The organism is Streptomyces altiplanensis (assembly GCF_053591575.1).
Map to the genome: position 1 here is coordinate 38,726 of NZ_JBSFUB010000048.1, position 12,499 is coordinate 51,224.

General features: G+C 70.8%; 9 protein-coding genes. 7 read left to right on the forward strand and 2 right to left on the reverse strand.

Annotated elements, in window-relative coordinates; genetic code table 11:
• The first annotated feature begins 1 nt into the window (after position 1).
• Genes ACWD0Y_RS21145 through ACWD0Y_RS21165 form a run of 5 tightly spaced genes read left to right on the forward strand, consistent with a single transcriptional unit; the run spans position 2 to position 7,245 of the window.
• Positions 2–1,006 carry an ABC transporter permease gene (locus ACWD0Y_RS21145; protein ID WP_450261872.1) on the forward strand — a complete coding sequence of 335 codons (1,005 nt, stop codon included), beginning with the start codon at positions 2–4 and terminating at the stop codon, positions 1,004–1,006.
• A complete protein-coding gene (locus tag ACWD0Y_RS21150) occupies positions 1,003–2,016 on the forward strand; it encodes an ABC transporter permease (protein WP_450261873.1) in 1,014 nt (337 codons plus the stop codon). Before ACWD0Y_RS21145 ends, ACWD0Y_RS21150 begins: the two co-directional genes overlap by 4 nt.
• Positions 2,013–3,233: a substrate-binding domain-containing protein gene (locus ACWD0Y_RS21155; protein ID WP_450261874.1), complete on the forward strand. Its 1,221-nt coding sequence runs from the start codon at positions 2,013–2,015 to the stop codon at positions 3,231–3,233. Before ACWD0Y_RS21150 ends, ACWD0Y_RS21155 begins: the two co-directional genes overlap by 4 nt.
• The gene (locus ACWD0Y_RS21160; protein ID WP_450261875.1) at positions 3,230–4,126 is read left to right on the forward strand and encodes a sugar phosphate isomerase/epimerase family protein; all 897 of its coding nucleotides are present in this window, start codon (positions 3,230–3,232) and stop codon (positions 4,124–4,126) included. The genes ACWD0Y_RS21155 and ACWD0Y_RS21160 overlap by 4 nt, the downstream gene beginning before the upstream one ends.
• Positions 4,123–7,245: a ThuA domain-containing protein gene (locus tag ACWD0Y_RS21165; RefSeq protein WP_450261876.1), complete on the forward strand. Its 3,123-nt coding sequence runs from the start codon at positions 4,123–4,125 to the stop codon at positions 7,243–7,245. Before ACWD0Y_RS21160 ends, ACWD0Y_RS21165 begins: the two co-directional genes overlap by 4 nt.
• An 81-nt stretch (positions 7,246–7,326) precedes the next feature.
• Here ACWD0Y_RS21165 and ACWD0Y_RS21170 read toward each other — a convergent pair whose 3' ends face one another.
• Positions 7,327–8,475, reverse strand: coding sequence for an aminoglycoside phosphotransferase family protein (locus ACWD0Y_RS21170; protein WP_450261877.1), 1,149 nt, complete (start codon positions 8,473–8,475; stop codon positions 7,327–7,329).
• A gap of 233 nt (positions 8,476–8,708) precedes the next feature.
• Between ACWD0Y_RS21170 and ACWD0Y_RS21175 the strand changes: the two genes are divergently transcribed.
• Positions 8,709–10,196 (forward strand): DNA-binding protein NsdB, encoded by a 1,488-nt coding sequence (locus ACWD0Y_RS21175; RefSeq protein ID WP_450261878.1) that lies wholly within the window; start codon positions 8,709–8,711, stop codon positions 10,194–10,196.
• Positions 10,197–10,221: 25 nt separating this feature from the next.
• On the opposite strand, the gene ACWD0Y_RS21180 is transcribed toward ACWD0Y_RS21175, so the two are convergent.
• Positions 10,222–11,643, reverse strand: coding sequence for a PP2C family protein-serine/threonine phosphatase (locus ACWD0Y_RS21180; RefSeq protein WP_450261879.1), 1,422 nt, complete (start codon positions 11,641–11,643; stop codon positions 10,222–10,224).
• Between the two features lie 220 nt (positions 11,644–11,863).
• On the opposite strand from ACWD0Y_RS21180, the gene ACWD0Y_RS21185 reads away from it, so the two are divergent.
• Positions 11,864–12,361 (forward strand): peptidylprolyl isomerase, encoded by a 498-nt coding sequence (locus tag ACWD0Y_RS21185; protein WP_093802782.1) that lies wholly within the window; start codon positions 11,864–11,866, stop codon positions 12,359–12,361.
• The last annotated feature ends 138 nt before the right edge of the window (positions 12,362–12,499 follow it).

Genomic DNA, 12,499 nt, shown 5'->3' on the forward strand with positions numbered 1-12,499 from the left:
GGTGAACTCCCTCCGGGCGGCCGCCGCCCCGCCCGCGGCCCGGCGTGCCGTCCCCGCCAGGATCCGCCTCACCGGCCCCGTCGCCGGCGTCTGGCTGGCCGCCCTCGCCGTCACCCTCGCCGGATGGATCGCCGTCGCCGCCGACGGCGGGAACTTCCTCAGCCTCACCAACGTCGTCGCCATCCTCCAGAACTGCGTCGCCCTCGGCCTCGTCGCCGTCGGCCAGTCCGCCGTCATCCTCACCGGATCCCTCGACCTGTCCGTCGCGTACCTCATCAGCCTCGGTACCCTCGTCGCCGCCGAGACCATGGAGGGCGGCAGCGTCCTCACCGCGGTCATCGCCGTCCTCGCGCTCTCCGGCGCCGTCGGGCTCGCCAACGGGCTCGTCGTCACCGGCCTGAAGGTCAACGCCTTCATCGCCACCCTCGGCACCGCCTTCATCCTGCGCGGCTGGATCGAGGACAACTACGCCGGGCCCGCCGGCAAGGTCCCCGCCTCCTTCCAGCACCTCGGCTACGACCGCATCGGCCCCGTCCCCGTCTCGCTCTTCCTCCTCGCCGCCGTCGCCGCCGCGATGTGGCTGATCACCCGCCGCACCCGCCTCGGACACCACATGTACGCCACCGGCGGCGACGAACACGCCGCCCGCCTGTCCGGCGTACGCACCCGCCGCACCGTCGTCACCGCGCACATCCTCTGCTCGCTGTGCGTCGGAGCGGCGGCCCTCTTCCTCGCGTCCCGGCTCGGCGCCGGCGCCCCCTGGGCCGGCACCGAAGCCCGCTACGACCTCGAATCGATCGCAGCCGTCGTCCTGGGCGGCACCGCTCTCGCGGGCGGCCGCGGGGGAGTGGCCGGCACCCTCGGCGGCGTACTCGTCCTCGCCGTGCTCGACAGCGTCTTCAACCAGCTCTCCGTCGACCCGTTCTTCAAGAACGTCGTCCGCGGCGTCGTCATCATCGCGGCCGTCGCCCTCTACGCCCGCCGCCCGTCGAGGAGGCCCGCGTGACCACGGCGACCACCACGACCACATCCCCCACCGGGCGAGTGGCACGCGCGCTCGGCACCGGCGCCCCCGTCTACGCCCTCCTCGCCGTCCTCCTCGCGGCCCTCGCCCTCACCGACCCCGGTTTCTACGAACCCGACCGCTTCCTCGCCTTCGTCAAGCGCGCCGCGCCCCTCGTCATCCTCGCCGCGGGCCAGTACCTGGTCATCGTGTGCGGCGAGTTCGACCTCTCGGTCGGCGCGATCGTGACGGCGGGCGTCGTCGTCGCCGCCGAGCTGTACGGCTCGTACCCCGGCGCCCACTGGCTGCTCGTCACCGCCGTCCTCCTCGCCGCAGGAGCCCTCGCCGGACTGGTCAGCGGCCTGGTCACCACCGCCTTGCGCGTGCCGTCCTTCATCACCACCCTCGGCATGATGCTGATCCTCGAAGGCGCCGTCTTCTTCTGGACCGGCGGCTCCCCGCACGGCGCGCTCCCCACCGCCTTCCGCCGGCTCGGCCGCGGCACCGCCCTCGGCTGGCTCCCGTGGGCGGTCCTCGCCTGCGCCGCCGCCGCAGTGGCCGTCGCCCTGCTCATGCGCTCCGACTTCGGCCGCACCCTCGTGGCCACCGGCGACAGCGAACGCGCCGCCGCCCTCGCCGGTGTCCGCGTGGCCCGCGCCCGCACCATCGCCTTCGTCCTGTCCGGTACGGCCGCCGCCCTCGCCGCGGTCCTCGTCGGCGGATTCTCCGGCGTCTCCGCGCAGGCGGGCCGCGGCTACGAGTTCGAGGCGATCACCGCCGTCGTACTCGGCGGAGTGGTCCTCGGCGGCGGCCGCGGATCGGTCGTCGCCGCGATGGCCGGCGCGTTCTCCCTGCAGGCCCTGTTCACCCTGCTCAACCTCCAGGGCGTCTCCGGCGCCCTCGAATCCACCGTCCAAGGCGTCATCGTCATCGCCGCGGTGGGCCTCGGAGCCGCCGACTGGTCCCGGCCGCGCCGCCGCCGTACACACCCCTCGGGAGGGGAACCCTCATGACGTCCACGCGCAGACGCGCCCTCGTCCCGGCCGCCGTACTGCTCTCGGCCGCCCTCATCGGCTCCTGCTCCAGCGACGCGCCACCGGGCACACCCGCGGGACCCTCCGGGGGTACGGAGGCAACCTCGCCGGGAACGGACACCGGCGAACACTCGAAGTTCTTCCGGAAGGCCGAGTACGACCGGCAGCTGAGCCTGATGACCGAGAAGCCCCAGGGGCCGGCCGGCAAACCCTGGGAACAGATGCTGAGGCCGGAGATGACCGGCACCGCGGCGTACAGGAAGAAGGGCGGTGGCGGAATCCACCTGTGCTTCTCCAACGCGGGTGTCTTCAACCCGTGGCGCCAGGTCGGCATGAAGAACATGAAGGCCGAGGCGGCGCTGCACAAGGAGATCACCGAGTTCACCGTCCTCGACGCCCAGGGCAAGGACGACAAGCAGATCTCCGACATCCAGGAGCTCGCCGGGCGCGGCTGCGACGCCCTGATCGTCTCCCCGAACACCACCGCCACCCTCACCCCCGCCGTCGAACAGGCCTGTGCCAAGGTCCCCGTCATCGTCTTCGACCGGGGCGTGGAGACCGACTGCGCGGTCACCTTCGTCAACCCGGTCGGCGGGTACGGATACGGGCAGGTGGCCGCCGCGTTCCTGAAGGAGAAGGTCGAGCCCGGAGGCAAGATCCTCGCCCTGCGCATCTCTCCCGGAGTCGACGTCCTCGAAACCCGCTGGTCGGCCGCGAAGGCCGTCTTCGACGACAGCGAACTGGAGCTCGTGGACGCCAAGTTCACCGAGGGAGACCCCGCCAGGACCAAGTCGGTCGTCGCCGACGCCCTCACCCGGCACGGCGACATCGACGGCGTATGGATGGACTCGGGTGCGACGGCCGTCGCCGCCGTGGAGGCGTTCGAGGACGCGGGCAAGGACGTACCGCCGATCACGGGGGAGGACCAGCAGGACTTCCTCCAGGCGTGGAAGGACAAGGACCTCACCGCGATCGCCCCCACGTACCCGACCTTCCAGTGGCGCACGCCCGTGATCGCCGCCCTGCGCGTCCTGAAGGGAGAGGAGGTCCCCAAGGAGTGGAAGCTGCCGCAGCCCACCGTCACCCGGGACAACCTGGACCAGTATCTCAAGCCCGGTATGCCGCCCCTGCACTACGCGATGTGCGGCTGCGAGGACCTGCCCGGCTTCCCGCAGGCGTGGGGCGGCAAGGGATGACGGGCCGTCACGCCGGCCACGCGCTCGGCGCCAGCCCGTGGATCTGGCACTCACCGGTGACCCACGAGGCGCTCGCCGAGACCCTGCCCCGGCTCGCCTCCTGGGGTTTCGACTGCGTCGAACTGCCCCTGGAGCGGGCGGCCGACTGGGACCCGGCGCAGGCCGCGAAGCTGCTGGCGGCGACGGGCCTCGCCCCCGCCGCCGTCATCGCCGTCATGTCCCCCGACCGGGGGCTCGTACGGTCCGGCCCGCAGACCGTCCACATCACCCAGGACTACCTGCTGCGGTGCGTCGACGCGGCGCGCGCGATCGGCGCGCCCGTGGTCGCGGGACCCGTGTACACGGCCGTCGGCCGCACCTGGCGCATGGACCGTGCGCAGCGGGCCGCCGCGTACGACGAGTGGCGCGAGAACCTCGCCCCGGTACTGCGCCACGCGAGCGCCGCCGGGGTGACCATCGCCGTCGAGCCGCTCAACCGCTACGAGACGAGCCTGTTCAACACCGTGGCCCAGACCCTCGAAGCGATCGGCCCGCTGCCCGCCCGGTCCGTCGGCGTAGCCCTCGACACGTACCACCAGAACATCGAGGAACGTTCCCTGCCCGCCGCGGTCCGCGCCGCCGCAGGCCGCATCGCGCACGTCCAGGTGTGCGCCAACGACCGCGGCACCCCCGGCGCCGACCACCTCGACTGGCCGGGCTTCCTCGCCGCGCTCACCGCGGGCGGATACCGGGGCCCGCTCTGCATCGAGTCGTTCACCGCCCACAACGACGCCATCGCGGTCGCGGCGTCCGTGTGGCGCCCCCTCGCCCCCTCGCAGGACTCCATCGCCACCGAGGGCCTGGCCTTTCTGCGCCGCGTCCTCGCCTCCCCTCCCGAGAGGACCGGTTCATGAGATGTCATGCCCTTGACGTATCCCGCGACCTGCGCAGAGCACTGACCGCCCTGCTCCTGGCGCTGCTGCTCGGCGCGACCGCGCTGCCCGCCACCGCCGTCGAGAAGGCCCCCGCCTTCCGTGCGCTGCTCTTCACCGAGGCGGTCGGCTACGTCCACGGCTCCATCCCCGCGGGAATCCGGATGTTCGAGGAGGAGGCGGCCGAGAACGGCTTCGAGGTCGTACAGACCGCCGACTCCACGGTCTTCGACGACGAGAAGCTCAAGGACTTCGACGTCATCGTCATGCTGCAGAACTCCGGCATGGTCTGGGACACCGAGGCCCAGCGCGACGCCCTGAAGAAGTACGTGCGCGGCGGAGGCGGCGTCGTAGCCATCCACAACACCCTCGACATGGGCGTGGAGGAGGAGTTCCCCTGGTGGGACGAGGCCATCAACGGCGGCGTCCACATGCCCGCCCACTCGCCCGGCGTCCTGAAGGGCACCGCCAAGGTAGCCGACCGCGTCCACCCCTCGACCAAGGGCCTGCCCGAGCGCTGGGAACGCCCCGAGGAGTGGTACAACTTCGACGCCAACCCGCGCGGTGACGTCCACGTCCTGGTCACCGCCGACGAGACGACGTACAACCCGGGCAGCGCCGCGATGGGCGCCGACCACCCCATCTCCTGGTGCCGCAACACCGAGGGCGGCAAGGTCTGGGCCACCGCCATGGGCCACGACACCCCCGCCTACAGCGAGGCGTACTTCCGCGACCACGTCGTCGGCGGCGTCCAGTGGGCGGCGGGCAACAAGCCCGGCGACTGCGGAGGCACCGTCTGGAGCGGCTACGAGAAGGTCGCCCTCGACGAGAACACCGCCGACCCCATGGAACTCGACGTCGCCGAGGACGGCCGGGTCTTCTACGCCCAGCGCAGCGGCGAAGTGAAGATCTTCGACCCCGCCACCCACGCCACCACCACCGCCGGCAAGCTCGACGTCTACACCGGCGGCGAGGACGGCCTGGTCGGCATGGAACTCGACCCGGCCTTCGCCGACAACCACTGGATCTACCTCTACTACGCCCCCGCGGGCGCCAAGGACGACGTCAACCGCCTCTCCCGCTTCACCGTCAAGGGCAACACCCTCGACCTGGCCGGCGAGAAGAAGCTCCTCGACGTACCCGCGTACCGCGACCGCACCTTCCCCGAGCCGGGACACACCGGCGGCGCCGTCGAGTTCGGCCCGAACCGCACGCTCTACCTCGGCACGGGCGACGACACCCCGCCCAACCTCGACCCCGACTGGCAGGGATACGCCCCGCTCGACTGGCGCCCCGGCCGGCAGATGCTCGACGCCGCCCGCACCTCGGGCAACACCAACGACCTGCGTGGCAAGATCCTGCGCATCAAGCCCACCGACTCCGGCGGCTACACGATCCCCCGGGGCAACCTCTTCACCAAGGGCACGCCGAAGAGCCGCCCCGAGGTCTACGCGATGGGCTTCCGCAACCCGTTCCGCTTCACCGTCGACCCCAGGAACGGGCACGTCCACGTCTCCGACTACGGGCCCGACCGCGGCCTGCCCGCCACCGGCCGCGGGCCCGAGGGGCTGGTCGAGTACAACGTCATCAAGAAGCCCGGCAACTTCGGCTGGCCGTTCTGCCACGGCGACAACCAGGCGTACGCTCCCTACGACCCGGACACCGGGGAAGTGGGCGCCAAGTTCGACTGCGCCAGGCCGGTCAACCCCTCGCCCAACAACACCGGCCGCACCGAACTGCCCCCGATCCAACAGCCCGAGATCTGGTACGGCTACGGCGCCTCGAAGGAATTCCCCGAAATGGGCAGCGGCGGCTCGGCGCCGATGAGCGGCCCGGTTTACCACTACAACCCGAAGAACCCCTCCAAGACGAAGTTCCCCGCCTACTTCGAGGGCGCGAGCTTCTTCTACGAGTGGTCGCGCAACTCCGTCAAGGAGATCCGCTTCGACCGGCACGGGAAGCTCCTCAAGATCAACGACTTCCTGTCCTCGCAGAAGTTCAACAAGCCGATGGACATGACCTTCGGACCCGACGGATCGCTGTACGTCCTCGAATGGGGCAGTTCCTTCGGCGGCGGCAACAACGACTCCGGTCTCTACCGCATCGACTACGCACAGGGACAGCGCATCCCCGTCGCCAAGGCGGCCGCCTCCGTCACCAACGGCCCCGTACCGCTGACCACGGAGTTCTCCAGCGCCGGCAGCCAGGATCCGGACGGCGACAACCTCAGCTACGCCTGGGACTTCGACGGCAACGGAACGTACGACTCCACTGACGCCGACCCCACGCACACGTACACGGCCAAGGGTGACTTCAACGCCCAGCTCAAGGTCACCGACTCCACCGGCAAGTCCGGGTACGCCAACATCCCCGTCACCGCGGGCAACACCGCCCCCAAGGTCACCATCGACTTCCCCGTCGACGGCAAGCTCATCGACTTCGGCGACAAGATCCCGTACAGGATCACCGTCACCGACCCGGAGGACGGCCCGGTCGACTGCGCCAAGGTCACCGTCAACCCGGCCCTCGGGCACGACGACCACGAGCACCCCACCACCGACATCCCCGGGTGCGAGGGGACCGTCGACACGGGTGACCTGGGCGGCCACCCCGAGGGCGCCGACCTCACCTACGTACTCAACGCCAAGTACACCGACAAGGGCGGCGAGAACGTCGGCGCCCTCACCGGCTACGGACGCGCGGTCCTCCAGCCCAGGCACAAGCAGGCCGAGTACTACGACGCCCAGTCCGGCACCCGCGTCGTCTCCCAGGCCGGAGCCGAGAACGGCAAGCGCATCGGCGACGTGTCCGACGGCGACTGGGTGGCCTTCCACCCGATGAGCGTCGAGGGCGTCGGCAAGGTCGGCTACAAGCTGTCCAGTCCGTACGGAGCCGGCGCGATCGAACTGCGTGCCGACGCCCCCGACGGCAAACTCCTCGCCACCACGCCGGTACCGAACACCGGTGGCTGGGACACCTATCAGACCACCCCGGCCGTCCCGGTCGAGGCCCTGGCGGGCACCCACAAGCTCTATCTCGTCTTCACGTCGCCGCAGAACAACTCGTTCGACGTGGACGCCGTCGAGTTCCAGAGCCCCTAGGCACCACGGCACATGACGAAGCACCGGCCCATCCGGGTGATCGTCACCGGGTGGGCCAGTGCTTTTCCCTCTTCGTCCTCGTCAGCGGGTGCCGACGGCCGCGCGCACGGCCCGCCGGGCCATCGCGCAGTCGTCGTGCAGCCGCCGGAGCAGCAACCGCTGCTCCTCACCGGTGGACATGCCGCCCGCCGGGGCCTGCCCCGTCGCCCCGGTCACCGGAGCCGCCTCCCGCATGGTGCGCTGGACAGCGGTCTCGTACGTACGGATCTCCCGCGTCAGGACGAGCATCAGGTTGACCAGGAACGCGTCCCGCGCCGCGGTGCCCGGTGCCTGCGCCAGCTGGCTGATCTGCCGCCGTGCCGTCGGAGCGTCGCCCAGCACCGCCCACAGCGTCGCCAGGTCGTACCCCGGCAGGTACCAGCCCGCGTGCTCCCAGTCGACCAGGACGGGCCCGGCCGGCGACAGCAGGATGTTGGAGAGCAGCGCGTCGCCGTGACAGAACTGCCACCTGCTCTGCCGCCCCCCGGTCGCCTGGGCGAAGCCGTGCAGGAGCTTCTGCAGGTCGCCGAGATCCCGGTCGGTGAGCAGGCCCAGCGCGTGGTAGCGGGAAATGCGCGAGGAGTAGTCGAGCGGCGCCTCGAAGACATCGGCCGGCGGCCGCCAGTCGTTGACCCGCTTGACCGCGCCGAGGACGGCCCGCAGATCGGCGCGCGGCGGCGCCTCGGCCGGATGCCGGGTGAGAGCGGCCACCCGGCCCGGCATCCGCTCGATCACCAGGGTGCAGTGGTCGGGGTCCGCCGCGATCAGCCGCGGCACCCGCACCGGTGGACGGTGCCGGACGAAGGTGCGGTAAGAAGCTATTTCGTGACGGAACCTCTCCGTCCACGCGGGGGAGTGGTCCAGTAAACACTTCGCGACCGCGGTGGTGCGGCCTGTGGTGCCGACGAGCAGTACGGATCGCCCGCTGCGGCGCAGCACCTGCACCGGGTTGAACTCCGGGCAGATCCGGTGCACCGAGGTGATGGCCATCCTCAGCTGCGCGCCCTGGGGGCCGGACAGGTCGAGTCTTCCGCTGAGCGGCGGGGAGCCCAGCCCTGAGGCTCGCCGGGCACGGCCGGCGCCCAGGGGCGCTGCTCCGGCGTGATGGGGGTCGAGATACGGTCCGCTGCCCGTCGCCACGGGACGGTACGGCCGAGGCGGGGCGGACACGGAGGACGATGCTGTGTACATGGGCGATACAGATCCCTTCGCGTGCCGACGAGTTACGTGCGCCGCCCGTCCCGACAACCGGTCAACACCCTGGGGAATGCTGCTCGGTTGCCGGAGCGGGGTGGCGCTTTCTTACCTGACACCCGCCTGCGGGTGGCACACCATGTGGCGGACCCTGGCGAACCCTGGCGAATATTCCCACCGCATCTGACACGGGGTTACTGTCGAATCAGCCGAGACCCTGGGGGCTTGATGTGACCGGAGAACCCAACACCCGCCTGGCAGACCTGTTCGGCCTCGCCGGCTGGTCCAAGGGCGAACTCGCGAGACTGGTGAACCGGCAGGCGGCGGCCATGGGCCATGCGCAGCTGGCGACCGACACGTCGCGCGTACGACGCTGGATCGACATGGGGGAAGCCCCACGCGATCCCGTGCCCAAAGTGCTGGCAGCTCTGTTCACCGAGCGACTCGGCCGTGTCGTGACCATCGAGGACCTCGGGTTCGACCGGCACGGGCGCACGGGAAAACGGCGGGACGTCAGGAACACAGAGAATCCGGACGGTCTTCCGTGGGCGCCCGAACGGACGGCAGCGGTCCTCACCGAATTCACGGGAATGGACCTCATGCTCAACCGACGCGGCTTGGTGGGCGCGGGCGCCGCGCTCGCCGCAGGCTCCGCACTCAGCAGCGCCATGCACGACTGGCTCCACACCGACCCTGCTCCGACGGCCCACGCTCCACGCACCGACGATCTCCTGCACGCCGACCCCGCCGGGTACGACCGCTACGAGGCCGCCCCCATCGGGTCGCAGGAGATCGAAGAACTCGAGCGTTCCGTCGAAGTGTTCCGCGCCTGGGACGCCGCCCGCGGCGGCGGTCTCCAGCGCAAGGCGGTGGTGGGCCAGCTCAACGAAGTGGGCGGCATGCTCGCCTACCATCACCCCGACCACCTCCAGCGCCGGCTGTGGGGCGTCGCCGCCAACCTGGCGGTCCTCGCCGGCTGGATGTCGCACGACGTCGGCCTCGAACCCACCGCCCAGAAGTACTTCGTCATCGCCGCCCACGCGGCCCGCGAGGGCGGCGACCGCCCCCGCGCGGGCGAGGCCCTCTCCCGGGCCGCCCGCCAGATGGTGCACCTCGGAAAGCCCGACGACGCCCTGGACCTGATGAAGCTCGCCAAGTCCGGATCCGGCGACGAGATGCTGCCCCGTACCCGCGCCATGCTGCACACCATCGAGGCCTGGGCACAGGCGTCCATGGGCCGCGGCCAGGCCATGCGGCGCACCCTGGGGGAGGCGGAGGAACTGTTCGTCTCGGACAAGGGCGATGTCCCGCCGCCGAGCTGGATGCAGATGTTCGACGAGGCCGATCTGCACGGGATGCAGGCGCTGGCCTTCCGTACGCTCGCGGAGCACGAGCCCGCGGCGGCGGCCGCGGCGCAACGGCACGCCAAGCAGGCGCTCGCTCTCCGGGCGGGCGGCAGGCAGCGGTCGAAGATCTTCGACTACCTCTCACTGGCCTCCGCGTGCTTCATCGCGGACGACCCGGAACAGGCCGACCGGTACGCACGCCTCGCGCTGATGTCGATGGGGGAGACCTCGTCGCACCGCACCTGGGACCGGCTGCGGCAGATGTACCGGCTCACCGGTCAGTACGCGGACTACCCGAAGATCGAGGATCTGCGCGAGGAGATTCAGCTGGTACTGCCCGCGAAGAAGACGAACAGGAGCACCAGCATCTAGGACCGGCGTCCCGCGACCGCTCCGCCTACGCCGCGACCCGGGCGATCAGCACGCACGCGTCGTCCTCACGCTCGGCCTCGCCGAACTCCGCCACGACCAGCCGCACGCACTCCTGCGCGCTACGGGCCTCGGCGAAGCGCGGCGCGAGGTCCAGCAGCCTGGACGGACCGGCATCGTCGACGGGACTGCGGCGCGAGATCCCGTCGGTGTGCAGAACCAGCAGGTCGCCGGTGCGGAGCTGAACCTCGACCTGTTCGTACGCGGCGCCGGACGTCGCTCCGAGCAGCACCCCTTCAGGCGGCGTCAGCGTGCGCCCCGTCCCGTCGCGGAACAGCAGCGGGGCGGGGTGACCCGCCTGCGCCCAGGTCAGAAGCCGGGTGACCGGGTCGTAGCGGCAGCACATCACGCTGCCCAGCGCGGGCTGGGTCGAGGCTTCCAGCAGCTGGTTCAGGTGTCCCATCAGAGCGCCGGGCCCGATGCCGGCCACAGCCATCCCGCGCAGCGCTCCGAGCAGCATGGCCATCCCGGAGGTGGCGGCCACCCCGTGGCCGGTCAGGTCGCCCACGGTCAGCAGCGTCTGCCCGCCGGGCAGCTCCAGCGCGTCGTGCCAGTTCCCGCCGATCAGTGCGCTCGACGCGGACGGCAGGTAGTGGGCGGCGAGGTCGAGCGCGGCGGGACCGCCGTGCGGGAGCCGCAGGGGCCCGCGCCACGGCGGCAGTACAGCCTGCTGCAGCTCGACCGCGATCCGGCGCTCGGTCTGCGCGATGTGCTGTTGGCGCTGCAATGAGTCACGGGTCTCGCTCACCACGCGCTGGCTGCGGCGCACCTCGCTGACGTCCCGCAGCACGGCCCACATCGAGGCGGTGCAGCCGTCGGTGTCGAGCACCGGCTCACCCATCATGTGCAGGGTCCGTACGGCGCGGTCGGCGCGCACGATACGGAACTCGCCGTCGATCGGCTTCCCGTCGACCAGGCAGTCCGTCACCATCGAGGTGAGCAGCCCCTGGTCCTCGGGGAGGAGTACGGACGGCAGTTCGTCCAGCGACAGCGGGCCGTCCCCGGGCGTACGGCCGAAGATCTCGTACAGCTCGTCGGACCAGTCCACCTCGTCGGTGAGGAGGTTCCACTCCGCGCTGCCGACCCGGCTGAGTAACGACGTGCCCGGCGCGGCGGGGGGCACGCCGGCGGGCGCTTCGTCGGGCTCGGGGGGCAGTCCGGCCTTGAGCTGCCCCAAGTGGGCGCCCAGGTCGTCGAGTTGGTGAACCGCCAGGTCGCACAGGGCCCGCTGCCAGCGCCCGTGCGGATCCTCGTCGTCCACCACGACCGCGTCCCGGCGCACCGCGGCCACGTCGCCGCGCAGCCGACGGGTCTGCGAAATCAGCGCGTCGACAGAGCCCCGCTGGGGAGGCTGTGGCGCAGAGGAGTCCGCGAACAGGTGGGACGGCATGTCGTACTCCGATACAGGCGCGGCCGGGCCAGCTCTGATGGATGGACCGATGACGACTCTGGCACAGCCGGGAAAGGCCCGTAAGGGATTCGGCAACACTCGATACGGTGGTGCTTCTGGCATATGCCATCGGCCTCGCTGCGGGCGCCCGGAGGGACGTCCACCCGCTTGCCGGGATGCCGGATGCACGAGAGGTCGTCCGGGATGTCAGGATAGAACCATGACGATCAAGGCTTACTTCGACATCACCATCAACGACGAGCCCGCCGGGCGGATCACCTTCAACCTGTTCGACGACGTGGTTCCCAAGACGGCGGAGAACTTCCGCGCACTGGCCACCGGCGAGAAGGGCTTCGGCTACGCCGGTTCTTCCTTCCACCGCATCATCCCGGCCTTCATGCTCCAGGGCGGCGACTTCACCCGGGGCAACGGCACCGGCGGCAAGAGCATCTACGGCGAGAAGTTCGCCGACGAGAACTTCACCCTCAAGCACGACAGGCCGGGCCTGCTGTCGATGGCCAACGCCGGCCCGAACACCAACGGCTCCCAGTTCTTCGTCACCACCGTGGTGACGCCGTGGCTGGACGGCAAGCACGTCGTGTTCGGCGAGGTCGCCGACCAGGCGAGCATGGACCTCGTCAAGAAGATCGAGGGCTACGGCACGTCCAGCGGCAGCCCGAAGGCCAAGGTCACCATCGCCGAGTCCGGCGTTCTCTGATCCCTTCCGCTCCCTGAGCTCCCGACCCCCCGGGAGCGCCGGCCGACGTCATGCGTCGGCCGGCGCAAAACACGACACTCCGCCCGACCGTTCCGCTCAAGGATGCGCCCGTCGGCACCAGAAGCCGGAATCGGAATG